Here is a 25,267-nt window from a genome sequence, read left to right as displayed (position 1 = left end):
CTATACGCTGGAGAGCGCACCCCGGCCCGAAGTCCTTCGACGACACGGACGGGCACGCCGGGGCAGCCTCCCGACACCGAGAGAGAAACACACGATGAGTGACACCGAACGCGAGGTCCACGCGGTAGCCGAACGCGCCCGGGACGCGGCGGCCGACCTCGCCCCGCTCAGCCGCGCCGTGAAGGACGCCGCGCTCACGGCCATCGCCGACGCCCTCGTCAAGAGGAGCGACGAGATCACCGCGGCCAACACCGAGGACGTGGAGCGCGCCCGCCGGGAGGGCACGGGCCCGGCCATGATCGACCGGCTCACGCTCACCCCCCAGCGCGTCGCGGCCATCGCCGACGCCGTGCGCGAGATCGTCGAACTGCCCGACCCGGTCGGGGAGTCCGTCCGCGGCGGTGTCCTGCCCAACGGCCTGGACCTGCGCCAGATCCGGGTCCCGCTCGGTGTCATCGGGATCATCTACGAGGGGCGGCCCAACGTCACGGTCGACGCCGCCGCCCTGTGTCTCAAGAGCGGCAACGCGGCCCTGCTGCGCGGCTCTTCTTCGGCCTACGCCTCCAACAGCGCCATCATCGCTGTCCTGCGCGACGCCCTGGAGGGCACCGGAGTGCCGGTCGACGCGATCCAGATGGTGCCCGGCCGCACCCGCGAGTCCTCCACCGCGCTCATGCGGGCGCGCGGCCTGGTCGACGTGCTCATCCCGCGCGGCGGCGGCGCACTCATCCAGGCCGTCGTGCGCGACTCCACCGTCCCGGTCATCGAGACGGGCGAGGGGCTGTGCCACGTGTACGTGGACGAGGCGGCCGACCTCGACAAGGCCGTCGCCATCACCACCAACTCCAAGGCCCAGCGCTGCTCGGTGTGCAACTCCGCGGAGACCCTGCTTGTGCACGAGTCGGTGGCCGACGCCTTCCTGCCGCGCGTCCTGGACTCCCTCGCCGAGGCCGGGGTGACCGTGCACGGGGACCCGCGCGTGGTCGCCGCCGCCGAGGCCGCCGGGGCCCGGGCGACCGTGGTCGAGGCCACCGAGGAGGACTGGGCCACCGAGTACCTGTCCATGGACCTGGCGGTGCGGGTGGTCGCCACGATCGACGACGCGATCGGGCACATCCGCCGGTACTCCACCCAGCACACCGAGGCCATCGTCACCGACTCCCTGGCCGCGTCCCGGTACTTCGTCTCCAGGGTCGACTCGGCCGCGGTGATGGTGAACGCCTCCACCCGCTTCACCGACGGGGGCGAGTTCGGGTTCGGAGCGGAGATCGGCATCTCCAACCAGAAGCTGCACGCGCGCGGTCCCATGGGGCTCACCGAGATGACCTCGACCAAGTACGTGGTCACCGGGGACGGCCACCTGAAGTGATCCGGCGGCGGGGCCGCCCCGGAGCGGCCCCGCACGCGGACGTCAGGAGGACGAGGACTGGGAGGACCCGGAAGAGGCGCGGGAGCCGCCCCGCCAGCGGTCCGCCACGGTGTCGAAGATCTTCCCGCCCGCGCTGGCCGCGCTTCCGGCCACGTCGCGCAGGGTCCCCAGCAGGGGGTCCTCGGTCCGTTCCCAGGACTGCTTGTAGTGCCGGGCCGCGTTGCGGGCCTCCTCGCCCACGCTGGCGTCGCGGTCCGAGGCCCGGCGCGGGTAGTCGCCGTCGAGGATGCGCCGGTAGGAGCCCTCCTCCACCCACCGGTGCAGCTCGGCCATGCGCACCACCGCGAACGGGTGGGTCTGGCCGGTGAGGCTCAGCAGTTTGAGGAGGCTGTCGCGGGCGTCGCCGCCCTTCTCGTACTCGCGCGCCTGCTCCAGGAAGGCGTCGGGGTTCATCTCCACGAGGGTGGAGCCGCCCGCCATCTTCATGAGGGCGCGCTTGCCGGCGTCCGGGTTCTGGCAGGCCAGGATGCCCGCGCGGTCGCAGGACAGCTCGGACTTGCGGTACCACTCCTCCAGGGCGGCGACGATCGCGCGCAGGCCGATGTAGCCCAGCGGGATCCACGCCACGCGGGTGGCGAGCTGGATGAGGGCGAGCAGCATGGTGCGGTAGACGGCGTGGCCGCTGAGGACGTGGCCCACCTCGTGCCCGATGACGAACCGCTGCTCCTCGGCGTCGAGGAGGTCGAACAGGCCCGTGGTCATCACGATGAACGGCTTGTGGCTGCCGATCGCCATGGCGTTGGGCCTGGGGTTCATCTGGACGTAGAGCTCGGGGACCTCGTCCATGTCCAGGACGTAGGCGGCGTCGCGCACGTAGTCGTACAGGTGCGGGAACTGGGCGGGCCCGACGCGCACCGCGCTGGACAGGAACATCAGTCGGAGCGCGCGCTCGTTGAAGAGCCCGGAGAGGCGTTTGAACACCTCGTCGAACCCGCGCAGCGACCGGAGCGCGACCAGGGCGCCCCGGTCGGCCGGGTGCTCGTAGGCACGGGGTGAGATCTCGGAGAGCCGGACGCGGACGCGGTCTGGTGAGTTCGCCATACACGGAAGGCTATGTGACGGGGACGCGCTTGGCCACGGTTTCGGGCATTCGAGATATGACGCGTTTTCCGGGTGGTGGCACCGGGAACGACGAGACCCCCGACCGAAGCGGTCGGGGGTCTCGCACGGGACGTTCTGTCCCGGATGCGGCTTGGGGCACAGGGGGGCTACCGCTCGGGGTGGAGCTGTGCCTGGTCGGACCCGCCTATCCCGGGAACGTCGTCATCCGGTTCCAGGGCCACTGGGTGTAGGTCTTCCCAACGCCCGGGGGCAGGAAGCTCTACGTCCACCGCGATCGGATCGACCGACTCGCAGAGATGGTGTGACCGCTGGGCGGGGTTCGTGCCCCCGCTCCCGCGACGGGGCCGGACGATCTCGGGACGGTCGCAGTGCACCCGGGCTACGGGTATTCGCGTTCCCCGGCTCCGGGAGATGGACGCGGATCCGGCTTCGCGGGTTTCCTCGGCGCGTATGCCGGATGCGTGGTGCTGGTGATCGCACTCCTCACGGCCCTCGGGGTCCGGGGACGCTCGTGGCACCGGACGGATAGACGGTCTCCGGTCGGAGGCCACGAGAGCAAGCCCCGGGACGCCCCCCTGGTCCCGGGGCTTTCCTGCGGGAAGGAAGCCGCATCGACACCCGTTGTACCTGGGCGAGGGCGGAAACGGCACGCGGCCCCCGGGGCGGCGCACGGTGTCGGCTAACCTCGGTGGTTCGATCCCGGCGAACGACCATGAGAACGGCGAAACGGAGCACACAGTGGCCCACCACACGCACCGCGGGCCCCGGCGGCGTGGCACCACCTCCGGCAGGGTCGGCATCATGGGCGGCACCTTCGACCCCATCCACCACGGGCACCTCGTCGCCGCCAGCGAGGTGGCACACCTCTTCCAGCTCGACGAGGTCGTGTTCGTCCCCACCGGCCACCCCTGGCAGAAGGACCCCGGCTCCGTCACCCCCTCCGAGGACCGCTACCTCATGACGGTGATCGCCACGGCCGAGAACCCGCAGTTCCGTGTCGACCGCATCGAGATCGACCGGTCCGGCCCCACCTATACTCTGGACACGCTCCGCGAGCTGCGCGCCGCCTACGGGCCGGACGTGGAGCTGTACTTCATCACGGGAGCCGATGCCCTCGGCGCCATCCTGAGCTGGCACAACGCCGATGAGCTCTTCGACCTCGCGCATTTCGTAGGCTGTAACCGTCCCGGGCACCACCTCAGTGACACCGGGCTGCCGGAGGGCAAGGTCTCCCTGGTGGAGGTCCCCGCGCTGGCCATCTCCTCGACCGAGTGCCGTGAGCGGGTGCGCAAGGGCGAACCCATCTGGTACCTCGTCCCCGACGGCATCGTCCGGTACATCAACAAGACCGGGCTCTACAGAGACAGCTGAAAGGCAGCAAGCACAACGTGACAGCCACCGACAGGGCGCTGGAGCTGGTCCGGGTCGCGGCCGAGGCCGCCTCCGACAAGCTCGCGCAGGACATCATCGCCTACGACGTCAGCGACCAGCTCGTCATCACCGACGCCTTCGTGCTCTGCTCGGCCCCCAACGACCGGCAGGTCCGCTCGATCGTCGACGAGGTCGAGGACCGGCTCCGCATCGAGGCGGGTGCCAAACCGGTCCGGCGCGAGGGCGAGCGGGACGGCCGCTGGGTGCTGCTGGACTACAGCGACATCGTCGTGCACATCCAGCACGAGGAGGAACGCGGCTACTACGGCCTCGAACGGCTGTGGAAGGACTGCCCCGAGATCACCGTCCCCGCCGACGGCACCGAGCAGCAGTCGTAGAAGGGGCCCGACACGTGAGCGACGACACCCCGCGTGTGCTGTTCTGGCGGCACGGGCGCACGGCCTGGAACGTCGAACGCCGTTTCCAGGGACAGACCGACATCGAACTGGACGAGGTCGGCCACGCACAGGCCGAGCGAGCCGGCCGCGTGCTCGCCTCCCTCAACCCCGACGTGGTCGTCGCCTCCGACCTGAGGCGGGCGGCCGACACGGCCGGGTACCTCAGCCGCGCCTGCGGGGTCCCCGTCGACCACGACGAGGGGCTGCGCGAACGGCACGGCGGGTCCTGGGAGGGGCTGACCGGGAACGAGCTGTTCGCGCGTTGGCCCACCGGCTACGCCATGATGGACATCCCCGACGGGGAGACCATCGCCGCCGTCGGCGACCGCATGACCGAGGCCGTCGACAAGGCACTCGCCCGGACGCCCGCCGGAGGGCTGCTCGTCGTGGTCAGCCACGGTGCCGCCCTGCGCGTGGTCATCGCCCGGATGCTCGGCCTGGCCGACGAACAGCGCGAGGTCCTCGGCCCGCTCAGCAACTGCTGCTGGTCCGTCCTGGGCACCCGGCGCGACCACTGGCGGCTCATGGAGCACAACGCCGCGAGCCTCCCCGAACCCGTGGTCCTCAGCGACGACACCTGAACCGTTTCGACGTTTCGCCTCCTTTCCGCTATCGTTCAGGGAGTCGACACGGCACGGCCGTGCGACTCCCATCAGGGGCTATGGCGCAGTTGGTAGCGCGCCTCCATGGCATGGAGGAGGTCTGGGGTTCGAATCCCCATAGCTCCACGGACTCAGGGCGACCCTGCTCAGCGGCCTTCGGCCGCCTCACCGGGTCGCCCTTCGTGTTGGCCGGGGGCGACCCCGGCCCCCTCGGTGTGCCGCTCGGCCGTCGTGCCTCGCGGCCCGGTCACGGCCGGGACGGGGGCCTTCGGCCGCCTCGCCGGATCAGGCGGTCGGACGCTCCCGGTACAGAACCAGGTGTTCGTGGTACAGCACCCCGTCGCGTACGTCCCCGGTGGCGGTGAACCCGGTGTCGTCGACGTAGTCGATGTGGTCCCCTGTCACCGTGTAGCTCCCGGTGTAGGCGCTGCGGCGGCTCCCGCGGGCCTCGTCGTAACGGCCGTTCGGCAGCAGTTCCTGCCGGATGTGCCCGTCGGCGGTCACCCACAGGCCCACGAACGGGTGCGGTGCGTCCGTCTTCTCCGTCATGGTGTCCTTGACCTTTCTCTCGTGTCGGCCCGCCGGCAGGCGGACCCGGTTCGGTCAGCGGGCGGCGCGGGCCAGAATCCGGTCGCGGGACCCCCGGACACGGTCGCGCAGCACGTCCGGGTCCGCGTCCAGTACCCGCCCCGCCCACTTGCGCGGCTCGCCGTTGACGAGGACCGCGGTGATGTTGCGGGCGTCCGCGCCCAGCACCACGGTCCCGACAGGGTCGTTGAGCGGCATGTTGTTGAGGTCCTCGGCCGTGACCACCAGCAGGTCCGCCCGCTTGCCCGGGGTGAGCGACCCGGTCACGTCCCCCAGCCCGTTGGTGCGCGCACCCTGCAGGGTGGCGAAGTCCAGCACGTCGTGGACGCCGATCCGGGCGCTCTCCCGGCCGGTCCCGAACGCCGCGTTGGCCGCCCTCATCCGCTGCACCGTGTGCAGAGCGCGCATCTGCGTGAACATGTCACCGGCCAGGGCCACCTCCACGTCGATGCTCAGCCCCGGCCGCACACCCGCGGCCAGGGCCTCGTCCACGGCCGGGACCGCGGTGTCCAGACCGATCTGGGCGTCCGAGGTCGGGGCCAGGGCGACGGTGGTCCCTGTCGCACCGATCGCCTTCCACGCCTCGTCGGTCAGCCCGGTGGCGTGGATGAGGGTGAGCTGCGGCCCCAGCAGGCCGCGCTCGGCCCAGTCCAGGACCGCTCGGGAGGACCCGGCACCGAGCACCGCGTCGACGCTCACACCGATGTCGAGGTCGCGCGCGAGCCCGGCGAGTCGGGGGCCGTACGCCAGGGACGGACCGGCGATCCCATCGGTGGCCAGCGCCCCGAGACGCAGGGTCAGCATGCGCCGGGCACCGTCGGTGTGCTCCTCGCGCAAGCGGGCCAGGTCGCCGGGCCACTGCCCGTCCCACGCGCCGAAGTGCGGTGCCATGGACGCGTGGACGCCCCGGATCCCGGTGTCTACCAGGCCACGCACGGCGGCGTCGGAGTGCTCCCGGGTCCGGGAGTTGTGCGAGAAGTCGAGCATGCAGGTGATGCCGGAGTCGATCGCCGACAGCGCGGCCAGCCGGGTCCCGAGGTACATGTCCTCGGGGCCGTAGTGGGGCGCGTGTCCGGCCAGGGTGGTGGTCAGGTACCCGGCCAGGTCGTCGACGTCGGGCATGATCCGGCGCAGCTGCGCCTGCCAGGCGTGCCGGTGGGTGTCGACGAACCCGGGTGAGACGACACATCCGGTGGCGTCGACGACGACCGCGTCGTCCGGCTCCGGGACCGTGCCGACCGCGGCGATGGTGTCCCCCTCGACCAGGACGTCGGCACCGTCCAGGACACCGAGTTCCGGGTCCATGGTGACTACGGCCGCCCCGGTGAACAGGATGCGCCGGTGCGGGTCGCCGGACCGGCGCCGGATCTCCTCCAGTGCCGCCTCGGCGGCCGGTGCGGCGGATACGGAACGCATAGGGATGCCCCCTCGGTTCGTGCTGTGGGGTGTCGCCGCCGAGTCTCGTCTCCCGGCGCGGGGCCGTCCAGGTCGCCGTGTCCCCTGGTGCGGCACTCCCATGCGGGACGGTCGCGCGCGTCGGGGCCGTGACGGCAGGTGCGGCCCAGGGGCGGGGACAGGGCGTTCAGGTGCGCTCGGAACGCGCCCTCGTGCCCGGCTCCGGATAGACGGTGTGCAGGGAGCCGAGCAGCACCAGCGCCTCCTCCGACGCGCTCCCCGGCTCGGCCTGGTAGACGACCAACTGCTGCCCGCCCGAATCGTTGACGGTGAAGCTCTCGTAGTGCAGGTCCAGGTCGCCCACGGCGGCGTGGTGCAGCGCCTTGGCACCCCCGCGCTTGCCGCGGACCTCGTGGTGCGACCACAGCACACTGAACTCCGTGCTCTTGAGTGAGAGTTCCCCGATGAGGGCGCCGAGCCGGGCGTCGTCCGGGCGCACCCCCGCCGTCTTGTGCAGCTCGGCCACGACCGCGGCGGCGGCCCCGCCCCAGTCGCGGTGGAACATACGGGCGGCCGGGTCGAGGAAGGTCATCCGCGCCATGTTGTCGCCGACCGCGAAACCCGAGTGCAGGGCCCGGGCCAAACGGTTGCGGGCCAGCACGTCCAGCGTGGCGCCCAGGACGAACGCGGGGGTGTCGTTCCACCGGTCGAGCAGCCGCAGCAGGTGCGGGCCCACCCGGTCCGAGCGGCGCGGAACGCGGGATCGGCGCCCGCCGGCGAGAGCCAGCCGACGCAGGTGGCCGACGGCCTCCTCGTCCAGCAGCAGGGCCCGGGCCAGCGCGTCCAGCACCTGCGGTGAGGGGTGGCGCTCCCGGCCCTGTTCGAGGCGCATGTAGTAGTCGGTGCTCACCCCGGCCAGGACTGCGACCTCCTCCCGGCGCAGGCCGGGGACCCGGCGGCGCTCCGAACCTGGGAGCCCGACGTCCTCGGGCCGGACCCGGTCCCGTCGCGCCCGCAGGAACCGTTCCAGGGTGGCCGGGGGGCCGGTGGCCTCTTCAGTGCCCATGGCCACAAGGCTAGGGTCGCCCCCGTCCCGTGCACAGGGCCGGGGGTGGGTGCGGCGCACCCACCCCCGGCGGGATCCGTCCCGTGCCGCGCTCGGCTTTCGGCCGCCCCGCCGGGTCACGCCAGGTCGCGGAGGCGCTTTTCGGTCTCCTTCGCCAGGTCCCCGCGGAACTGCTCACGGAAGAGCACCAGCGCCCGCTCCCAGGACGCGCGCGCCGCCTCCGGCGCGCCCAGCGCCGCCTGGGCCTTGGCGAGGCCGTGGAGGGTGTTGGCCTCCTCGTAGGCGTCACCGAGCATGCGGTAGGTCCGCAGCGCGTGGCCGTAGTGCTCGACGGCCTCGGCGTGCCGCCCGGACCGGTCGGCGATCTGGCCCAGGCTGTCCCGCGAGGCGGCCTGTCCGATGGCGAAGCCGAGCGACACCGAAGCGTCCAGGGCCGCCTGGCAGTACTCGCGCGCGGGCGCGTACCGCCCGATTTCGGCCAGGCAGCAGCCCAGGGTGTTGAGTGCGCTGGCCTCCCAGAACCGTTCGCCGACGCGCCGGTACAGCTCCAGGGACCGCTCCGCGTGCCGCAGGGACGCCTCCTCGTCAGCGAGGAGCAGTGCCCTGTGCGTGAAGATCTGATGGGTGTGGGCCTGGCCGAGCAGGTCCTCGGAGTCCTCGAAAAGGGCGAGTGCCCGGGAGAGGTGGTCGAACGCCTCCTGGCCGTTCCGTCCCCCCAGGATCAGGGAACTGGCCATGTTCCGGTGCGCCAGCGCCTGGATCACGGGCGCCTCCGGCCCCTCCAGCCCGCCCGCGGCACCGAGTCCGGCCCGGGCGGCACTGATCATGTGTTCGACCTGTCCGCAGCGCCGGAAGAACAGGTGGGTGTCCCAGGACAGCCGCCACACGTCGCGGTGCAGCCCCATCTCCTCCGCGAGGCGGATCACGGCGAGCAGCCAGGGCAGTTCGGCGGTGTACCACGCGAACGCCTCGGACCGGTCCGCCAGGGCGAGGGCGGTGGCGCGTCCGCCCGGCGGCCCCGCCACCGTGGAGGAGGAGAGGTCGTGGGGGCCCAGGAAGCGGTTGCCCGCTTCGGCGGTGCCGGTGTGGAAGTCGATCAGCCCGCGCAGGGCCTCGTGTGGCGCCCGCCCCTCCCGCTCGGCCCGCTCCCTGCCGTAGAGGCGGACGAGGTCGTGCAGCGCGTAGCGCCCCGGGGCCGGCTGCTGGACCAGGTGGGCCGAGAGCAGGGTGCGCAGCACCGTTCTTGTGCGTGCGGGCGTGAGCCCGGCGAGCGCCGCGACGGCGTGCAGCCCGATGCCGAGCCCGGGGGCCAGGCTCAGCAGGCCCAGCAGACGCGCCGCCGGTGCGGAAAGCGTCCGGTGGGAGGCGTCGAAGACACTACGCAGGGACGTACCGAGCTCCCCGGTGTCCAGGACGTCGAGCCTGGTCTCCGCCTCCTGTAGCTCGGAGGCCAGCTCGGCCAGTGGCGCGTCCGGGGCTCCGGCAGCGTGGGCCGCGGCGATGGCCAGGGCCAGGGGAAGCCGTTCACAGCACTCGATGACGGTTTCCACCGCCTCCGGTTCCCGCAGCACGCGCCGTCTCCCGATCCGGGCCGTGAGCAGATCGCGTGCCTCGTCACGCGTGAGCGGTCCGAGCGTGATCAGGCGTGCACCCTCGGTAGCGACCAGTCCGCTGAGTCGGTCGCGGCTGGTGACCACGACCGTGCAGGAGGGCGTTCCGGGAAGCAGGGGGCGGACCTGTTCGGCGTCGCGGGCGTCGTCCAGCAGGACCAGCATCCGTCTGTCGGCGATGAGGCTGCGGTAGAGGCCGACCCGGGCCTCGGCTCCGGACGGAACGGCCTTGCGGTCCACGCCGAGCGCCGAGAGGCAGTCGTGTATCGCGTCGTGCGGTTCCGTGGCGGGTGTGCTCGGGTCGAAGCCGTGCAGGTTCACGTAGAGCTGCCCGTCGGGGAACCGGTCCAGGCGGTGGTGGGCCCACCACAGGGCCAGCGAGGTCTTCCCCACACCTCCCATACCGGAGACCACCGTGATCGGGGACGTGCCGGGTCCCTGCGCGGGGTCGAGAGCGTCCAGTGTCTCCCCACGTCCGGTCAGCAGGGGAGGAGGGGAGGGCAGTTGGCTGGGGGCGGGTACCGTCGTGGGCCCGGCACCGGAGAGGGGGGAGGGACGGGCGGGCGCGTCGAGGACGGGATCGCAGCCGAGGATCCGTGCGTGCAGGTTCCGCAGTTCGGCGCCGGGTCCGGCACCGATCTCGTCGGCGAGCGACCGCCGCAGGCACTCGTACCGTTCCAGGGCCTGGGCGGCACGCCCCTCCCGGTACAGCGTCAGCATGAGCTGGCCGGTCAGGCGCTCGTCCAGCGGATGCTCCTGGACCAGGGCGAGGAGGCCGTTCAGGATCTCCGTCTGCCTGCCCTGCCGCAGCAGCAGGTCGTTGCGGTCCAGTTCCGCCCGGAAGCGTTCCAGGCGCAGGCTCTCCCGGAGTTCGTTGACCCAGGGGGTGTCCAGGGTCCCGAAGGTGTCGGACCGCCACAGGCCGAGCGCCTCGTCGAACGCGGCCAGGGCGGTTCCGTCGGCCGCCGAGGCCCGCCCGCGCGCGGTCAGTTCACGGAAGCGGTGGAGGTCGACCGTGGTCGCCGCGTCCTCGCTCAACGCCAGGACGTAGCCGCCCGGCCGTCGGCCGACCGCCGCCCGTTCACCCGCAGCGGACCAGGCCGTCCGCAGCCGGGACACGTAGCTGTACAGCGACGACCGGGCCCCGTCGGGCGGACGCTGCCCCCACACCCGGTCGATGAGCCGGTCGGCGGTGACCGGACGGTTGACGTCCGCCAGCAGGCCGAGGAACACCGACTGCCGCCTCGCGTGCCCCAGGTCGACCCGTGCACCGTCGATCCGCGCCTCGATGTCGCCCAGCACGGAGATCTCTATCGCCATGACCGCCCAACACTCGGAGGGATTCACACACGTGCCTCACGTGTCCCCCGACCCTGCCATGGCGTCGACGGGTTCCGGAAGGGGCACGGAGACGGCCGATCGTGTGCGTGCGTTCAAGGTATGTCCAAGACCCGCCCGGAACCCTCGTCAGGGGCGGGCCGCTCCGCAGGGAAGTCCGTGGGCGGCCAGCCACCGGTACGCGGTGATTTCCTGGAGGCGGGATTGAAGAACACCCCGGATACGGCCGTTCCTGCTGCCGACTGGCACCCCTGGCTTCCGGACGGAGCCGAACTGTCCGCCCGTTGGGGGCGCGACTGCCTCTACACCCGGAGCGTCCTGTCGGCCCCTCTCCTCGGCCTTCGGGACGTGTGCGGCCTCCTGTGCGACGTGCGGACGGCACCGGCGCGCGTCGGGGTCCGCAGCGCTGGTTCCGGAGCCGTGGAAGCCGAGGAGTCCGTGCGGCCGGGCGCGGGCGATATCGACCTGGAGCGGATCAAGGGACTCCTGGCCGGCGGGGCGGTCCTGACCCTCGGCGGAGTGGAGGAGCACCACCCGGAGATCAGGAGGATCTGTCAGCGGATGCGGCACCGGTTCGGCCGGACGGTCGAGGCCGCCGTCTCCCTCGGCCCCTCGGGGAGGGACGTCCTCCCGCTTCGGCGCAACCGCGCGGACACCATCGTCGTCCAGGCGTCGGGTGCCAAGCACTGGCAGATACTCGAACACCCCCCGGGGCAGGACGGCCTCGGGTCCGTGACCCTGCCGGAAGCCGTGGTGCCCCAGTACCTGCTCACGCTCACCCCGGGGGACACCTGCTACATACCCGCCGGCTGGCACTACCGGACACGGAGCACCGACGTCTGGTCGCTGCACCTGTCCCTCACCGTGTCACCCGCCGGGCGACCCGGCGCCCCGGACACGGTTCCTCCCCCCGTCCGCGGCGGCACCGCGGTGAAGGCGTCACGTATCGGCCCCAGGGCGCGCGTGCTCTACGACGAACTCACCGAGATCCTGGGCGCGGACCCGCGCCCGGCCGGGTCAGGTCAGAGGTACAGGCCCGTGCCACGCTCGGGCGCCTCGTTGGCGACGGCGTGCACGTCGCGCTCGCGCAGGATGACGTAGCGCTCGCCGTTCAGTTCCACCTCGCCCTGCTCGTCGGGGTCGAACAGGACGCGGTCCCCGGTCTTCACGTGGCGGGCCGCGGTCCCCGCCCCGCAGACCTCGCCCCAGGCGAGCCTGGTGGCCAGCTTCACCGTGTCCGGAATGACCAGGCCGGCGCTGCTGCGCCGCTCGCTCTTGTCCGGGACCGCCCGTACCAGCAGGCGGTCGTGGAGCATCTGGATCTCAAGCTTGGATTCGGGCACGGTTCCAGGGTATGCGCAAGACGGACGGCCATCTCCCGTGCTCACAGCCGCCCCGTTGCTCGACCCACTCCTGGGATCCGGTACGATATTCATAACGCCGAGTGGGGAAACCGCCCGGCACACCAGGGGCTATGGCGCAGTTGGTAGCGCGCCTCCATGGCATGGAGGAGGTCTGGGGTTCGAATCCCCATAGCTCCACTCGACTCCGAGACGACCCTGCTCGCGCGTGACCGCGCTCGCCGGGTCGTCTCGTCGTTTCTTCTGGGGGGCGACCCCCAGGCCCCCGTTGCGGGGCTTCGCCCCGCGGGTTCGAGACCGCGCTCGCCGGGTCGTCTCGTCGTTTCTTCTGGGGGGCGACCCCCAGGCCCCCGTTGCGGGGCTTCGCCCCGCGGGTTCGCGTGACGTCCCGTCAGGTCCACGGACTCAGGGCGACCCTGCTCGGCGGCCTTCGGCCGCCTCACCGGGTCGTCCTTCGTGTTTGCCGGGGGGAGACCCCCGAGTCCTCCGGGGCATCCCCCTGCGGCCGAGGTCGTGCTGGTCGGCGGGATGGGGCCAGGGGCTCTCCCGTATCGCAAAGGCCTCCGGGGGTTCCGGCCGGGGCGGGGCGCGTCAGGGGGCGGGCGCTGCGGAGTCGCGGACCACCAGGCTCGGTGCCAGCACCTCGTGGCGGTCCTCCGTCCGGCCGCCCAGCCGCTCCAGCAGCAGTCCCATCGCCAGGGAGCCCATCACCAGTCTGGGCTGGTCCACGCTGGTCAGCCGCGGGCGCACCGTCTCGGCGAGCGACGTGTTGTCGTAGCCCACCACGGACAGCCCCTCGGGCGCGGGCGTCCCCGCGGCGTGGGCGCCGTCCAGCGCCGCGAGCGCGGCCAGGTCGTTGACGGCGAAGACCGCCGTGGTCTCCGAGGCGACCACGGAGGCGGCGGCGCGCTCGCGCCCGGCGGAGCCGCCGTCGAACTCGAACACTTCGGTGCACGTGCCCAGCCCCAGGTCTCCCATGGTCTCCCGGTACCCCTCCCGCCGGGCGCGGGCCGCCGGACGACGGCTCCCCGACAGGTGGGCGATCCGCGTGTGCCCCAGCGACGCCAGGTACCGCACGGCCTCCACCGCTCCGGCGCGGTCGTCGTTGGCCACCGTGTCCACCCCCGGGGTGAACTCCTCCGGGCGGCCCACCATCACCACGGGCACCCTCCGGGCCGCGTCGGCGAGCGCACCGGGCTCCAGCCACGAACTCACGGCCACGACGCCGTCCACGTTCAGTTGCAGCAGCGACTCCAGTTGGCGGGTCAGCCGCGAGCGGTCCCGGCGCCCGTGCGCGAGGAGCACGGTGAACCCCTCGGCGTCGGCGCTCTCCTCGATCCCCGTCACCACCTCCGTGTGGTACGGGTTGGCCAGATCGGTGAGGAGTACGCCCAGCATCGCCGTCCGCCCCTGCACGAGCCCCCGGGCCAGCGCGTTGGAGCGGTAGCCGAGTCGCTGGGCCGCCGCCAGGATGCGTGCCCCCGTCGCCTCGCTCACCCCACGGTCACCGCGCAGTGCCAGTGACACCAAGGACTTGGAGACACCCGCCTCGGCGGCCACGTCCACGATCGTGGGGCGGCGCCGCCTGGATCCGGTGCGTGTCGGTTCCGTTGCCACACCCCCCATTCTTGCGTGTTCCGGACCCCGCGGGGCATCGGCATCTGGAACGTTCCAGTTCCGTTTCCCGAGGGGCCACCCCCAGGCCCCGTCCCGTCACCGGGCGGCGCCTAGCGTCCCTGGTGAGCCCGTCACCGACGAATCAGGAGACCTCCTTGGAGTCCACGCCCGCCGCCCTCCGCCGCCGTCCGGACGCGCTGCTCCTGGACTTCGGCGGTGTGGTGTTCCAGACGCGCAAGCGACCCGGCGGCCGGGACGACGCCGCCCGGCACCTGCGCGAGGTGCTCGCCCGAGCCGGACACGACGTGGACACCGCCCGCCTGCGCGCCTCACTCGACGCCGGGCTGGCCGCGCTCAAGGACTGGAAGAACGCCGCAGGGCGCCGCCGAGAACCCGTCGAACTCGGCCACCGCACCCTCTGGACCGACTTCCTCGCCTCGGACCTGCCCGAACCCGTCCGGGAGACGCTGGCCGGAAGCGCGGCGCGACTCCTGGCCGACATGTCCCCGCTGATCTCCGACCACGAGGTGCGCCCCGGCATCCGCGACCTGTTCGACGCTGCCCGGTCCCTGGGCGTGCGCGTGGGCATGGTCTCCAACGCCCACTCCGGGCGCTCGCACCGCGAGATCCTGCACCGTGCCGGCCTGGAGGGCTACTTCGACGTGCAGGTGTACTCCGACGAGGTCGGCATCCGCAAACCGCACCCGGAGATGATTGGTCTGGCCGCCCGCGCGCTCGGCACCGTGCCCGAGCGCTGCTGGTACGTCGGCGACACCCAGGACCGGGACGTGGTCGCCGGGCGCAGGGCGGGCGTGGCCGGGATGGTGCTCACCCGCCATCACCACACCGACACCCCGCCCTACCCGGTCGATGTGCGTGCCGACGCCGTCTTCGACACCCCGGAGGGGCTGGTCGCACCGCTCTGGCACAGCCTCCCCGAACCCGCGCCCGTACTGACCGAGACGGCCGCCCCCGGTGGTGCCCGGGAGGCGGAGACGGGGATGCCCGCGGCGCTCCTGCTCGACCACGGCGGGGTGATCGCGCTCTCCCGGCCCTCCCCGGAGGCGCAGGCCGGCTTCGCCGCGCGGCTCGCCGACCGGCTCGCCCGCGCGGGCTACGCCACCACCGCCGACGCTGCCCTGGAACTCGTCCGCGCCGGGCGCGACCGCTACCGCGACTGGAAGGCCGCCCACCCCGACGGGGGGCCCGTGCCCGAGATCACCCCGGGCGCGTTCTGGACCGAGATGGTCGGCCGCGACCTGCCCGAACGGGCGCGTGCCCTCCTGCTGGCCGAGTCCGCCCAGCTCACCCTGGAGTACGCGCGCACCAAGAGCCGCGCCGAACCGCGCAAGGGGGTGCGGCGGGTCCTGGAGCTGTGCCGCGACCGGGGCGTGCCCGTCGCCGTGGTGTCCAACACCGTGTGCGGGCGCGCCGTCCGCGAGGAGCTCGACCGCTTCGGCGTCGAGGATCTCATCGGCGTCCACGTGTACTCCGACGAACTCGGCCGCCGCAAACCCGACCCGGTCACTGTCGAGACCGCCGTCGCCGCCCTCGGCGCCGACCCGGCACGCTGCTGGTTCGTCGGCGACAAGCCCTGGCGTGACACCGCCGCGGCCCGGCGCGCGGGGATCGGCACCCCCGTGATCGTGCGCGGCGGCTCGGCCGACGACGAGTCGATCGACGCAGCCCTGACCGGACCACCCGACCACCGCCCCGCCCACGTCATCGCCGAACCGGAGGACCTCCTCGCCCTGTGGGCCGGGACGTCCGTCCCACCGAACAGTTCCCTCCAGTAACCGCACCAACCCCTGATGAAAGGCACGTCATGACCGCATCCCCCGGTGCTTCCGCGACCGTCCGCAGCGGACCCCCCGACCTCAATTCCGGCCAGAAGCTCATGGTCTTCGTGCTCTCGATGACCCTCTTCGGGCTCGCCAACATCGTGACCGAGGTGCTGCCCGAGTTCAGCATCGGCCCCGTCGACATCGGCGTGTCCTACCTGACGTTCGTGCCCCTGATCATCGTGTCGCTGTTCAACCCGCTGTACGGTGCGCTCGGCGCGCCGCTCGGCGAGATCGTCTTCGTCGACCTGCTCATGGGCGACTTCTCCGGGATCGGGGAGGTGGAGGGCTACCTCCAGATGTTCCTGGGCCTGTACATCGCCGGATGCATGGTCCGCGACCCGCGCCGCCCGGTGCAGTTGCTGACGGCCGGAGCCATGGTCGTCGTCGTGGACAAGATGCTCTCGGGCATCGTCGACGTGGCCAAGGTGTGGTTTGGTATCGAGGACGCCGAGACCGTCCCCGGCCTGCCCGAGTCCATCCTGCTGCTGGAGGGCATCGACTTCGCCATCGCCCTGGTCATCAGCGGTGTCCTGTTCGGCGGCCTGCCCGCCCTGTTCCTGGTGCCCCGGCTCTACGGCAAGATCGAACCGCTCCTGGGCCTGGCTCCGCGCGACCCCGCGCACCCGATCCCGCTCGCCCAGCGCGGGACCGCGGTCTTCCTGCTGGTGGCGATCGTACTCGCCTTCGTCTCGGCGATCGCCGCCTTCATGGAGGAGATCCTCGACGGCTTCGGTGTCTGGGAGCCCGACTTCATCGACCAGTACGGTCAGCAGTTCCTGTGGGTCGGGGCTTCGGCCGCGCTCATCGTGCTGGCCGCCCTGGTGGTCGCGGTCCGGTTCGTGCGCGACTCGCGCCGCGACCGCGCCGAACAGGAGGAGCGGGCCGCCCACGAGGAGCGGACCGAGGCCGGGTCATGACCGACCCCGCGACAGCGGAGGGCCCCTCCGCCCCGGCCGCCGCACCGGCGGTCGAGGTGGAGGGGCTCACCTTCCGCTACCCCGGTGCCGAGCGCGACAGTCTGCGCGGGGTCGACCTGCGCCTGGAGCGCGGCGACTTCACCGCGGTCGTCGGCGGCAACGGCTCGGGCAAGACCACCCTGTGCAAGACCTTCAACGGGCTGGTGCCCACGTACTGGTCGGGCACCTTCGAGGGCTCCGTGCGGGTGCTGGGCCGCGACACCCGGGGCGAGACCGTGGCGGCCCTGTCCCACCTGGTCGGCTACGTCTACCAGGACTTCGGCAACCAGTTGGTGCGACCCACGGTCCGCGACGAGGTCTCCTTCGCCCCGGTCAACTTCGGTCTGGCCGACCACCGCGAGCGCGCCGAGGAGGCCCTGGAGCTGTGCGGGATCGGCCATCTCGCGGGCCGCTTCACCTGGCAGCTCTCCGGGGGGCAGCAGCACCTGGTCGCCCTCGCGAGCGTCATGTCGCTGCGCCCGGGCGTGGTCGTGGTGGACGAGCCGGTCGCCGAACTCGACCCGGCCCGGGCCGACGCCGTCTACGAGGCTCTCGCCGACCTGAACGCCCGGACGGGCACGACGGTCGTCGTCGTGGAGCACCACGCCGAGTACGTGGCCCGCTACGCCCGATCGGTCGTGCTCATGGCCGACGGCGCCCCCGTGTGGCACCTGCCCACACGGCAGGCCCTGGAGCGTGCCGAGGAGCTGGAGCGCCACGGCATCCCCGCGCCCCAGGTGGTGCGGGCGGTGCGCGCCCTGGCCCCGGACGCGCCCGCGCCGCTGACCGTCGATGAGGCCGTCCGGGCCCTGCGCCCCGTGGCCCCCGCACCGGAGTCCCCGGCCGTCGGCGGTGCCGGGCCGTCCGAGCGTCCGGCGGCCGAGCCGGTCGCCGAACTGAGCGGTGTGCGGCACGGCTACCGCGAGGTCGGCGGCGGGTGGTCGGCGGTCCTGGAACGACTCGACCTGGTCCTGCGCGACGGCGAGCGCGTCGCCCTGGTGGGCGGCAACGGCGCGGGCAAGTCGACCCTGCTGCGCCTGCTCACCGGGTTGACGGTCCCCAGGGAGGGCACCGTCCGGGTCGGCGGCACCGACACCCGCACGGTGCGGCCCTCCGCGCTGGCCGACCGGGTCTGCTACCTCTACCAGCGGCCGGAGCAGATGTTCCTCAAGGACAGCGTGGCCGAGGACGTGGCCATGTTCCCCCGGGGACGAGGCCGTGACGACACCGACGCCCTGGTCGGGACCGTCCTGGAGCGGGTCGGGCTCTCCGACCTGGCCGACCGCGACGGCCGCCTGCTCTCGGGCGGGCAGCAGCGCCGGGCGACCCTGGCGGTGGGGCTGGCGATGCGCCCCTCCCTCCTGCTGCTGGACGAACCCACCTCCAGCCTGGACACGGCGAGTCGGGAGGCGGTCACCGCGATGCTGGACACCCTCGCCGACACGATCCGCTGCACGGTCGTGGCCACCCACGACATGCACCTGGTCGCCGAGTGGGCCGAGCGCGTGCTGGTGCTCGACGGGGGCCGGGTGGTCGCCGACACCACGCCGGCCCGGCTCTTCGCCGCCGAGGAGCTGATGGCGGCCGTGGGACTGGTGGCGCCCCAGGTCACCCGCCTGGGCGCGCGGCTGGGGATGAGCCCCCCTCCGCTGTCGGTGGACGGACTCCTGGCACGGCTCGCCCCGCTGGCCGCCGGGGCGGACGAGGAGGGGAGGGAACATGCGTAAGGACCGTGACAAGCTCTCCGTGGAGTGGGTCAAGCTCGAACTCCTGCGCACGGCCTACGCCACGCGCGGCGGCCTGCTGGCGCGCCGGGACCCCCGGTTCGTCATCGGCTGGTACCTGCTGCTGGCCGTCGTCCCCTGGTTCACGCACAACCTCACCGTGCTGGCCGGGCTGTTCGCGGTGTGCTCGGCGGCGGTCGTCCTGAGCAGGGTCGGTCCGCTGATCCTGGGACTGTTCGTCATCGGGTTCGCCGCGGAGGGGCTGTACCTGTTCGTCGCCGCGTGGTTCTTCGGGGGCGACACGACCACGGTCCTGGCCCTGGTCGAGCTGACGCTGAAGCTGTCGACGATCAGCCTGGCGAGCATGGCCGCGTTCGTCTCCCTGGACCCGGAGAAGCTGTCGGACGCTCTGCTGAGCCTGCACGCGCCCGCGATGCTCAGTTTCGGGGTGAGCTACGGGTATCGCATGCTCCCGGTGCTGATGGAGGAGTTCCACACGGTGGTCGACGGGCACCGGCTGCGGGGAGCGCCGCTCACGTCGCGGGGGTTCCTCGGCTGGAGGGTGGTCGACCGGACCGCACGCACGGTGGTGGAGGCGTTCTATCCGCTCATGCTGAACACGGCCAAGCGGACCAGGACCACCGTGGAGGCGCTGGAGACGAAGGGGTTCACCTACGCGGGGGAGCACCCGGACGGGCGGCGGATCCGCCTGGCCTACCTCCGCTGTGACGGAAAGGACGTGGCTCTCCTTCTGGTGACGCTGGTGCTGGTGGTGGCCTGTTTCTGGGCCGGGCACGCCTTCCCCGTGTACGGGAACGCCGGTTAGGTCGGGTTGGTGGGTAAAGGCCAGGTGGGGTAGGTTAGGCTCGCCTTCGTTAGCCTAGGCTTGCCTCGGGAGCCCCACATGCCACGCACATCACGGCCTTTGCAGGTCTACCCCATCGTGCTGCGCCGTACGAGCGTGGCCCGCATCGTCGATGTCACCCCGAACATGCGCCGGATCACGCTGACCGGCGACGAGCTCTTCGGCGGGACCATGGGCGGGGGCCACGAGCGACCGCCGTTCCGCTCCAACGGGTTCGACGACCACATCAAGATCGTCGTCCCCGCCGAGGACGGGACGGTGCCGCACATCGGCACCCAGGAGGAGCAGCGCTTCGCGTGGAACCCCGAGGGCTTCGCCCGCACCCGCGACTACACGGTGCGTGCCTGGGACCCGGATACGGGCACCCTCGACATCGACATCGTCCGACACGACCACGGCCTGGCCTCCTCCTGGGCGCTGCGTGCCCAGGAGGGGGACACGCTCCACTTCGCCGGCCCCAAGACGTGCGCCCTGCGCAACGACGAGGCCGAGTGGCACCTGCTGGCGGGCGACGAGACGGCGCTCCCGGCGATTGGCCGCTGGCTGGAGGAGGCACCCGAGGGCACCCGCGGACACGTGATCGTCGAGGTCCCCACGGCCGAGGACCGCCAGGAGATCGGGACCGCCGCCGACGTCGACATCGAGTGGCTGGTGCGCGACGGAGCCCCCGCCGGAACCAGCACGCTGCTGTTCGAGGCCGTGCGGCGCCTGGCCGTGCCCGAGGGCCGCGTCTACGCCTGGGTCGGCGGCGAGGCGATGACGGTCGCCCCCATCCGCCGCCACCTGCGCAAGGACCTGGGCCTGCCCAAGGAGGACGTTGAGGTCGTCGGATACTGGCGCCGGCCCGAGGCCGCGGACGCCGACGGGGCCGGGACACACGACGAACCCGGCACCCCCACCGCCCCCGAGGGCCCCACCCCGCGCGAGCTGCTCCACGAGGTCCACGAGATGAGTGAACTGGGGCCGCCGGTCGTCACCCGCGCCGCCGTCACCCTGGGGATCTGCCCCCTCATCGCCTCCGGCACCACCACCGTCGTCGGGCTCGGCCGGGAGAGCGGGGTGGAACCGGAACGCCTCGCGCCCCTGCTCGACGCGATGACCGCCCTGGGGCTGGTCGAACGCGACGGTGACCACTACCGCAACACGGCGCGCGGCGGGGTCCTCATGGACGACGCCCCCCTGGAGGCGCTCTCCCTCGACAACCCCGCCAACCGCGAGGCGCTCGCGCTCGTCGACCTCGTCGACGTGCTGCGCTCGGGCCGCCACGCCGCGCGCCTGGGAACGGCCTCCTGGCGCGAGCGGCGGGCCGCCGACGAGGCGCTCGACACCGTCCACCAGGACCGGGCCGCCGAACAGCTCCAGTTCGTGGCCGAGCCGCTCGCGCAGCTCCCCGTGGTCGCCGGTGCCCGCACCCTCGCCGTCGTCGGTGACGCCGCACCGTACCTGGCCGCCCAGATCGCGCGCGGGCGGACCGTGCAGCTCCCGGGGGCCGACGCCTCGGTGTGGCCCGAACACGACTGCGCGATCCTCGTGGGGGCCCTAGAGGGCAGGACCGACGACGAGGTGCTCGCCCTGCTGCGCACCGCCCTGGCCGCCGGTCCCGCACTCGTGGTCGCCGAACCCACCTCCGACAAGGCCGCCGCCGACGACCACGCCGCCGAGCGCGCCCTGGTCAGCCTCGCGGTCACCGGCACGGCCCTGCGCACGAGCGACCGGATCGGTGGGCTCCTGCGCGCCGCCGGAGCGTCCACCGTCGAGACCGCGATGCTCGGCTGGGGTTTCGGGCCCTACGGAAACGCGGTCATCGCCCGTGCCTGAACCCGCCCCCACCGCTCCAGCAGGCGAGGAGCGGGCCACAGCCGCGCCTTCCCAAGGCCGCTCCGCCCGCCTCCGTATGCCGCTGGTCCTCCTCGGGCTGCTCCTCGGCCTGGCGCTCGCCTTCGGCATGAGCCTGTTCGTGGGCGCCGAGTACGTCTCACCGGCCCGTGTGCTCTCAGCGCTCCTCGGCGAGGGCGACCGCGAGGCCGAGATCCTGGTGTTCGAGTACCGGCTGCCCCGGACACTCGTCGCGGTCGCGGTCGGAGCGGCACTGGGCACCGCCGGAGCCCTCATCCAGGCCTACACCCGCAACCCCCTCGCCGACCCCGGCATCCTCGGCGTGAACGCCGGGGCCACCCTCTTCGTGGCCCTAGCGATCCTCCTGGGCCTGCCCGCCACGATCGGATCGCTCGTCTGGCCCGCCCTCGGAGGCGCCTTCTTCGCCACCATGGCCGTCCTGCTGCTGGCGTCGACCGGCCGCGGGCCGGCGACGCCCGTCCGCATGGTTCTCGCCGGGGTCGCCCTCACGGCCGTGTTCGGCGGCATCACCGCCGCCATCCGGCTGTTCGACCCGACCACGTTCGAGCGGTTCCGCTCCTGGGTGGCCGGGTCGGTCGCCGGACGCTCTCTGGAGGACCTCGCGGGCGTGGCGCCCTACCTCGCCCTCGGACTGGTGCTCGCGCTCCTGCTGGTGCGGCCGCTGAACGCGCTCGCCCTCGGCGAGGACCTCGCCGCCGCCCTCGGGGTCAGCGTCCGCCGCACGCGCGTGCTCACCGTCCTCGCCGTCACCCTCCTGGTCGGCGCGGCGGTCGCCGTCGCCGGACCGATCGGCTTCCTCGGCCTCATGGCGCCGCACGTGTGCCGCCTGCTCGTGGGCAACGACCACACGCGCATCATCCCGATGTCGATGCTCGTCGCACCGGCCGTGCTGCTCGTCGCCGACACCCTGGCGCGCGTGGTCATCCCGCTGCGCGAGGTTCCCGTCGGCGTCGTCACGGCGTTCATCGGCGCGCCGGTCCTCATCTGGCTCGTCTCCGACCGGAAGGTGCACACACAGTGAGCGTCGTGCTCAAAGCGGAGCGGGGCTCCGTCGTCGTGCGGACGCCAGGGCGCCTCTCGGTGTCGGGGCGGATCCGCACACGCACGGTACTGGTGTGTGCCGGGCTCGTCTCGGGGACCGCGCTCGTGACACTCGCCGCACTCATGCTCGGCTCCGTCGTCCACACACCGGCGGAGGTCGCGGGGGCCCTGTTCGGCGACGCCGCACCGGCGGTCGAACTGTTCGTCGTCGAGTGGCGCCTGCCGCGCGCGGTGGCCGCCGCGGTGTTCGGCGCGGTCCTCGGCGTGGCGGGCGCGATCTTCCAGACCGTCACCCGCAACCCGCTGGGCAGCCCCGACATCATCGGGTTCACCGCGGGCGCCTCGGCCGGGGGAGTGGCGGCCCTCGCGTTCGTCGGATCGAGCTTCGTGACCGTGGCGGGCGGCGCGCTCACGGGCGGGCTCCTCGTCGCGCTGATCGTGCTGGCACTCTCGCGCGGCGGCGGTGTCGCGGGCTTCCGCCTGGTCATCGTGGGGATCGGCCTGAGCGCCGTACTCGCGAGCCTGGAGACGTGGTTCCTGCTGGTCGCCGACCTCGAAGTCGCCCGGGCGGCGGCGCTGTGGGGGGTGGGCTCGCTCAACGGCACCAGCTTCGAGTACACCGGCCCGGCCATGGCCGCCGGGCTCGCGGCCATGCTCGCCGCCGGGGTGCTCCTCGAACGCCGGCTCGGTCTGCTCGACCTCGGCGAGGACATGTCCGCCTCCCTCGGAGAGCGCGCGTCGCGCACCCGCCTGCTCGCGATCGGCGCGGGCGTCCTCCTCATCGCGATCGCCACCGCGGCCGCCGGTCCGATCACGTTCGTCGCCCTGGCCGCACCACACGTCGGGCGCAGGCTCGCCGGATCGACCGGCGCCTCGCTCGCCCCCGCGGCCTGTGCCGGCGCCTTCATCCTCTCCAGCGCCGACCTCGCCGCCCAGCACGCGGTCCCCGACAAGTCCTTCCCCGTCGGCGTCGCCACGGTCGCGGTCGGCGGTCTCTACCTCATCACCCTCCTCGTCCGCGAGAACCGGAAGGGAACCCTGTGAGCACACCCCCCGGCGAGGCCCGGCTGCGGGCCGACGGCATCACCATGGCCTACGACAAGCGCGTTGTCGGCGAGGACCTGACCGTCGACATCCCCGACGGTGAGTTCACGGTCATCCTCGGCCCCAACGCGTGCGGCAAGTCGACCCTGCTGCGCTCCCTGGCGCGTCTGCTCAAGCCCGGCACCGGCACCGTGTACCTCGACGGCAAGGACATCCACGCCCTGCGCGCCAAGGAGGTGGCGACACGGCTCGGCCTGCTGCCGCAGTCGGCCACCGCCCCCGCCGGGATCTCCGTGTTCGACCTCGTGCGGCGCGGCCGCTACCCGCACCAGTCGATCCTGTCGCGGTGGAGCGAGACCGACGAGCGGAGCGTAGCCCTGGCCCTCGCCCAGACCGGTATGACCGACCTGGCCGACCGCTCCATCGACGAACTCTCCGGCGGCCAGCGCCAGCGGGCGTGGGTGGCCATGGCCCTCGCCCAGGAAAGCCCCGTCCTGCTCCTCGACGAGCCCACCACCTTCCTGGACGTCTCGCACCAGATCTCCCTGCTCGACCTGTTCGCCGATCTCAACGGCACGGGCAGGCGCACGATCGTCGCCGTCCTGCACGACATCAACCACGCGGCCCGCTACGCCGGGCACCTCATCGTGATGTCGGACGGCCGTGTCGTCGCGGAGGGCGGCCCCGAGGACGTGCTCACCTCCGAACTCCTCGACGAGGTGTTCGACATCCAAGCCACCATCATCGAGGACCCCGTCAACGGCGGTCCCCACGTGGTCACCCGCCACCGGGGCCATGCTGTGTCCCCGGCCCCCAGAAACCGAAAGGTAGCTTCATGAAGCCCTCCCCCATCCACCTCGCCGCGGGCGCGGCCGTGCTGGCGCTCGCGCTCACCGGCTGCGGTTCCCCCGGCGGCGACGGGGCCTCCGAGGCCGCCTCCGAAGGCGGTGAGGCCGCGGCCGGGACCCGGACCGTGACCGACTCCACCGGTGCCGAGGTCGAGGTCCCGGCTGAGCCGGAGCGCGTCGTCACCCTGCACTACGCGGCGACGCAGCCCGTGTTCGACCTGGGCGTCACCCCCGTCGGCCAGAGCCAGTACCAGCCCGGCATCGTGCCCGAGGACCTCGTGGACGACTTCGAGGCGGTCCCCGTCGTCGCCGAGGGCGTCGAGCCGAACCTGGAGGAGATCGCGGGCCTGGAGCCCGACCTCATCCTCGCCCCGAACGTCTACGAGGAGGAGGTCGTCGAGCAGCTCGAAGCCGTCGCCCCCGTCTACGTCTTCACCCTGCGCGGCGGTGACCGCGCCAAGTGGTTCCAGCGCACCGAGGAGGTCGCCGACGCGCTCGGCGTCCCCGAGAAGGCCGATGAGCTCGCCGCCGAGTTCGCGGCCCGCCAGCAGGAGATCGCCGACACCTACGCCGACGTGATCGACGGCAAGACGGTCGGCGTCATCGGCGCCTTCGAGGAGAACAGCTTCTACGCCTGGGGCGAGGAGAGCATGAGCGGCACCCTGCTCGTGCCGCTCGGCTTCACCTGGTCCGCACAGGAGGGCGAGGCCGTCGCCGCCGAGGCCGAGCCGGAGGCCACCGTCTCCAACGAGAGCCTCGACTCCGTCGTGGGCGACGTCGACGTCCTCTTCTACGACTCCGACCTGCGCGGCGAGGTCAACCCGTTCATGGCCGACCTCCAGGAGACCACCCTCTACCAGGAGCTTCCCGCCGTCCAGGACGGCCACGCCTACCCGGCAGGGAAGAACACCGTCGCCGGTTACACCGACGCCAACTACACGCTCGACCGCGTGGTCGAGGCCCTCGAAGACCTCCAGACCCCGTAGCGGCCGATCCACTCAGCGGGCGGGCCACCCTTCCCCGGCGGCCCGCCCGCCTCCTGAACACGGGCCGACCCACCCGTACCCGTCAGGTAGAATCTCTTCCGTTGCTTCCCGGGGCTATGGCGCAGTTGGTAGCGCGCCTCCATGGCATGGAGGAGGTCTGGGGTTCGAATCCCCATAGCTCCACTCGACTCCGAGACGACCCTGC

General features: G+C 72.5%; 21 protein-coding genes and 3 tRNA genes. 17 read left to right on the top strand and 7 right to left on the bottom strand.

Annotated features, from left to right (window positions below):
- The first annotated feature begins 94 nt into the window (after positions 1 to 94).
- A complete protein-coding gene (locus tag B042_RS0120045; RefSeq protein ID WP_028649843.1) occupies positions 95 to 1,369 on the top strand; it encodes a glutamate-5-semialdehyde dehydrogenase in 1,275 nt (424 codons plus the stop codon).
- Between the two features lie 42 nt (positions 1,370 to 1,411).
- Here B042_RS0120045 and B042_RS0120040 read toward each other — a convergent pair whose 3' ends face one another.
- Positions 1,412 to 2,470, bottom strand: a complete 1,059-nt coding sequence (locus B042_RS0120040; protein ID WP_028649842.1) for a M48 family metallopeptidase — start codon at positions 2,468 to 2,470, stop codon at positions 1,412 to 1,414.
- A 759-nt stretch (positions 2,471 to 3,229) separates the two neighbouring features.
- On the opposite strand from B042_RS0120040, the gene nadD reads away from it, so the two are divergent.
- From nadD to B042_RS0120020, 4 genes are all read left to right on the top strand, one after another.
- Positions 3,230 to 3,862, top strand: a complete 633-nt coding sequence (gene nadD / locus B042_RS0120035; RefSeq protein ID WP_081748899.1) for a nicotinate-nucleotide adenylyltransferase — start codon at positions 3,230 to 3,232, stop codon at positions 3,860 to 3,862.
- A gap of 17 nt (positions 3,863 to 3,879) precedes the next feature.
- Positions 3,880 to 4,260 carry a ribosome silencing factor gene (rsfS, locus tag B042_RS0120030; protein WP_028649840.1) on the top strand — a complete coding sequence of 127 codons (381 nt, stop codon included), beginning with the start codon at positions 3,880 to 3,882 and terminating at the stop codon, positions 4,258 to 4,260.
- A gap of 35 nt (positions 4,261 to 4,295) precedes the next feature.
- Complete coding sequence (locus B042_RS0120025) at positions 4,296 to 4,901, top strand: histidine phosphatase family protein (RefSeq protein WP_028649839.1); 606 nt, start codon at positions 4,296 to 4,298, stop codon at positions 4,899 to 4,901.
- 74 nt (positions 4,902 to 4,975) lie between these two features.
- Positions 4,976 to 5,048: transfer RNA gene (locus B042_RS0120020), tRNA-Ala, on the top strand.
- A gap of 159 nt (positions 5,049 to 5,207) precedes the next feature.
- On the opposite strand, the gene B042_RS23995 is transcribed toward B042_RS0120020, so the two are convergent.
- The 4 genes from B042_RS23995 to B042_RS0120000 all read right to left on the bottom strand — a co-directional run bounded on the left by B042_RS23995 (position 5,208) and on the right by B042_RS0120000 (position 10,901).
- Complete coding sequence (locus B042_RS23995) at positions 5,208 to 5,471, bottom strand: Atu4866 domain-containing protein (RefSeq protein ID WP_036555661.1); 264 nt, start codon at positions 5,469 to 5,471, stop codon at positions 5,208 to 5,210.
- Between the two features lie 54 nt (positions 5,472 to 5,525).
- Positions 5,526 to 6,926: an amidohydrolase family protein gene (locus B042_RS0120010; RefSeq protein ID WP_028649838.1), complete on the bottom strand. Its 1,401-nt coding sequence runs from the start codon at positions 6,924 to 6,926 to the stop codon at positions 5,526 to 5,528.
- A gap of 166 nt (positions 6,927 to 7,092) precedes the next feature.
- Positions 7,093 to 7,971: a helix-turn-helix transcriptional regulator gene (locus B042_RS0120005; RefSeq protein WP_028649837.1), complete on the bottom strand. Its 879-nt coding sequence runs from the start codon at positions 7,969 to 7,971 to the stop codon at positions 7,093 to 7,095.
- A 116-nt stretch (positions 7,972 to 8,087) separates the two neighbouring features.
- Positions 8,088 to 10,901 (bottom strand): BTAD domain-containing putative transcriptional regulator, encoded by a 2,814-nt coding sequence (locus tag B042_RS0120000; RefSeq protein WP_028649836.1) that lies wholly within the window; start codon positions 10,899 to 10,901, stop codon positions 8,088 to 8,090.
- Between the two features lie 177 nt (positions 10,902 to 11,078).
- Here B042_RS0120000 and B042_RS0119995 point away from each other — a divergent pair, with 177 nt between their 5' ends.
- The gene (locus B042_RS0119995) at positions 11,079 to 12,020 is read left to right on the top strand and encodes a JmjC domain-containing protein (protein WP_197024369.1); all 942 of its coding nucleotides are present in this window, start codon (positions 11,079 to 11,081) and stop codon (positions 12,018 to 12,020) included.
- On the opposite strand, the gene B042_RS0119990 is transcribed toward B042_RS0119995, so the two are convergent.
- Positions 11,942 to 12,235: a co-chaperone GroES gene (locus B042_RS0119990; RefSeq protein WP_028649834.1), complete on the bottom strand. Its 294-nt coding sequence runs from the start codon at positions 12,233 to 12,235 to the stop codon at positions 11,942 to 11,944. The two genes, B042_RS0119995 and B042_RS0119990, sit on opposite strands and share 79 nt — an antisense overlap.
- 152 nt (positions 12,236 to 12,387) lie before the next feature.
- Here B042_RS0119990 and B042_RS0119985 point away from each other — a divergent pair.
- A tRNA-Ala gene (locus tag B042_RS0119985) sits at positions 12,388 to 12,460 on the top strand.
- A gap of 411 nt (positions 12,461 to 12,871) precedes the next feature.
- Here the strand turns inward: B042_RS0119985 and B042_RS0119980 are convergent.
- Positions 12,872 to 13,897 carry a LacI family DNA-binding transcriptional regulator gene (locus tag B042_RS0119980; protein WP_231494151.1) on the bottom strand — a complete coding sequence of 342 codons (1,026 nt, stop codon included), beginning with the start codon at positions 13,895 to 13,897 and terminating at the stop codon, positions 12,872 to 12,874.
- Positions 13,898 to 14,052: 155 nt separating this feature from the next.
- On the opposite strand from B042_RS0119980, the gene B042_RS0119975 reads away from it, so the two are divergent.
- The 10 genes from B042_RS0119975 to B042_RS0119930 all read left to right on the top strand — a co-directional run bounded on the left by B042_RS0119975 (position 14,053) and on the right by B042_RS0119930 (position 25,245).
- Positions 14,053 to 15,693 (top strand): HAD family hydrolase, encoded by a 1,641-nt coding sequence (locus B042_RS0119975; RefSeq protein ID WP_051415823.1) that lies wholly within the window; start codon positions 14,053 to 14,055, stop codon positions 15,691 to 15,693.
- 29 nt (positions 15,694 to 15,722) lie between these two features.
- Positions 15,723 to 16,658 carry a hypothetical protein gene (locus B042_RS23990; RefSeq protein ID WP_051415821.1) on the top strand — a complete coding sequence of 312 codons (936 nt, stop codon included), beginning with the start codon at positions 15,723 to 15,725 and terminating at the stop codon, positions 16,656 to 16,658.
- Positions 16,655 to 18,424 carry an ABC transporter ATP-binding protein gene (locus B042_RS0119965; protein ID WP_028649831.1) on the top strand — a complete coding sequence of 590 codons (1,770 nt, stop codon included), beginning with the start codon at positions 16,655 to 16,657 and terminating at the stop codon, positions 18,422 to 18,424. Before B042_RS23990 ends, B042_RS0119965 begins: the two co-directional genes overlap by 4 nt.
- Positions 18,417 to 19,247: an energy-coupling factor transporter transmembrane protein EcfT gene (locus tag B042_RS0119960; protein WP_028649830.1), complete on the top strand. Its 831-nt coding sequence runs from the start codon at positions 18,417 to 18,419 to the stop codon at positions 19,245 to 19,247. Before B042_RS0119965 ends, B042_RS0119960 begins: the two co-directional genes overlap by 8 nt.
- A 78-nt stretch (positions 19,248 to 19,325) precedes the next feature.
- Complete coding sequence (locus B042_RS0119955; protein ID WP_028649829.1) at positions 19,326 to 21,104, top strand: siderophore-interacting protein; 1,779 nt, start codon at positions 19,326 to 19,328, stop codon at positions 21,102 to 21,104.
- Positions 21,097 to 22,164 carry an iron ABC transporter permease gene (locus B042_RS23985; RefSeq protein WP_231494150.1) on the top strand — a complete coding sequence of 356 codons (1,068 nt, stop codon included), beginning with the start codon at positions 21,097 to 21,099 and terminating at the stop codon, positions 22,162 to 22,164. The genes B042_RS0119955 and B042_RS23985 overlap by 8 nt, the downstream gene beginning before the upstream one ends.
- Positions 22,161 to 23,228, top strand: a complete 1,068-nt coding sequence (locus B042_RS0119945) for an iron chelate uptake ABC transporter family permease subunit (RefSeq protein ID WP_155989237.1) — start codon at positions 22,161 to 22,163, stop codon at positions 23,226 to 23,228. The genes B042_RS23985 and B042_RS0119945 overlap by 4 nt, the downstream gene beginning before the upstream one ends.
- A gap of 44 nt (positions 23,229 to 23,272) precedes the next feature.
- A complete protein-coding gene (locus B042_RS23980) occupies positions 23,273 to 24,067 on the top strand; it encodes an ABC transporter ATP-binding protein (RefSeq protein WP_036555730.1) in 795 nt (264 codons plus the stop codon).
- Positions 24,064 to 25,062: an ABC transporter substrate-binding protein gene (locus tag B042_RS0119935; protein WP_028649827.1), complete on the top strand. Its 999-nt coding sequence runs from the start codon at positions 24,064 to 24,066 to the stop codon at positions 25,060 to 25,062. The genes B042_RS23980 and B042_RS0119935 overlap by 4 nt, the downstream gene beginning before the upstream one ends.
- Positions 25,063 to 25,172: 110 nt before the next feature.
- A tRNA-Ala gene (locus B042_RS0119930) sits at positions 25,173 to 25,245 on the top strand.
- Positions 25,246 to 25,267: the final 22 nt, after the last annotated feature.

The sequence above is a fragment of the Nocardiopsis sp. CNT312 genome (assembly GCF_000515115.1).
Lineage (GTDB): Bacteria > Actinomycetota > Actinomycetes > Streptosporangiales > Streptosporangiaceae > Nocardiopsis.
This window is presented reverse-complemented; position numbering and strand designations above follow the sequence as displayed.

Excerpts from the sequence above, each read along its gene's own strand:
- B042_RS0119955 (WP_028649829.1), top strand. The coding sequence starts at position 19,326 with ATGCCACGCACATCACGGCCTTTGCAGGTCTACCCCATCGTGCTGCGC.
- B042_RS0119935 (WP_028649827.1), top strand. The coding sequence starts at position 24,064 with ATGAAGCCCTCCCCCATCCACCTCGCCGCGGGCGCGGCCGTGCTGGCG.
- B042_RS0119960 (WP_028649830.1), top strand. The coding sequence starts at position 18,417 with ATGCGTAAGGACCGTGACAAGCTCTCCGTGGAGTGGGTCAAGCTCGAA.
- B042_RS23990 (WP_051415821.1), top strand. The coding sequence starts at position 15,723 with ATGACCGCATCCCCCGGTGCTTCCGCGACCGTCCGCAGCGGACCCCCC.
- B042_RS0120005 (WP_028649837.1), bottom strand. The coding sequence starts at position 7,971 with ATGGGCACTGAAGAGGCCACCGGCCCCCCGGCCACCCTGGAACGGTTC.
- B042_RS0120000 (WP_028649836.1), bottom strand. The coding sequence starts at position 10,901 with ATGGCGATAGAGATCTCCGTGCTGGGCGACATCGAGGCGCGGATCGAC.
- B042_RS0120045 (WP_028649843.1), top strand. The coding sequence starts at position 95 with ATGAGTGACACCGAACGCGAGGTCCACGCGGTAGCCGAACGCGCCCGG.
- B042_RS0120040 (WP_028649842.1), bottom strand. The coding sequence starts at position 2,470 with ATGGCGAACTCACCAGACCGCGTCCGCGTCCGGCTCTCCGAGATCTCA.
- B042_RS23995 (WP_036555661.1), bottom strand. The coding sequence starts at position 5,471 with ATGACGGAGAAGACGGACGCACCGCACCCGTTCGTGGGCCTGTGGGTG.
- B042_RS23980 (WP_036555730.1), top strand. The coding sequence starts at position 23,273 with ATGGCCTACGACAAGCGCGTTGTCGGCGAGGACCTGACCGTCGACATC.
- B042_RS0119990 (WP_028649834.1), bottom strand. The coding sequence starts at position 12,235 with ATGCTCCACGACCGCCTGCTGGTACGGGCGGTCCCGGACAAGAGCGAG.
- B042_RS0120010 (WP_028649838.1), bottom strand. The coding sequence starts at position 6,926 with ATGCGTTCCGTATCCGCCGCACCGGCCGCCGAGGCGGCACTGGAGGAG.
- B042_RS0119965 (WP_028649831.1), top strand. The coding sequence starts at position 16,655 with ATGACCGACCCCGCGACAGCGGAGGGCCCCTCCGCCCCGGCCGCCGCA.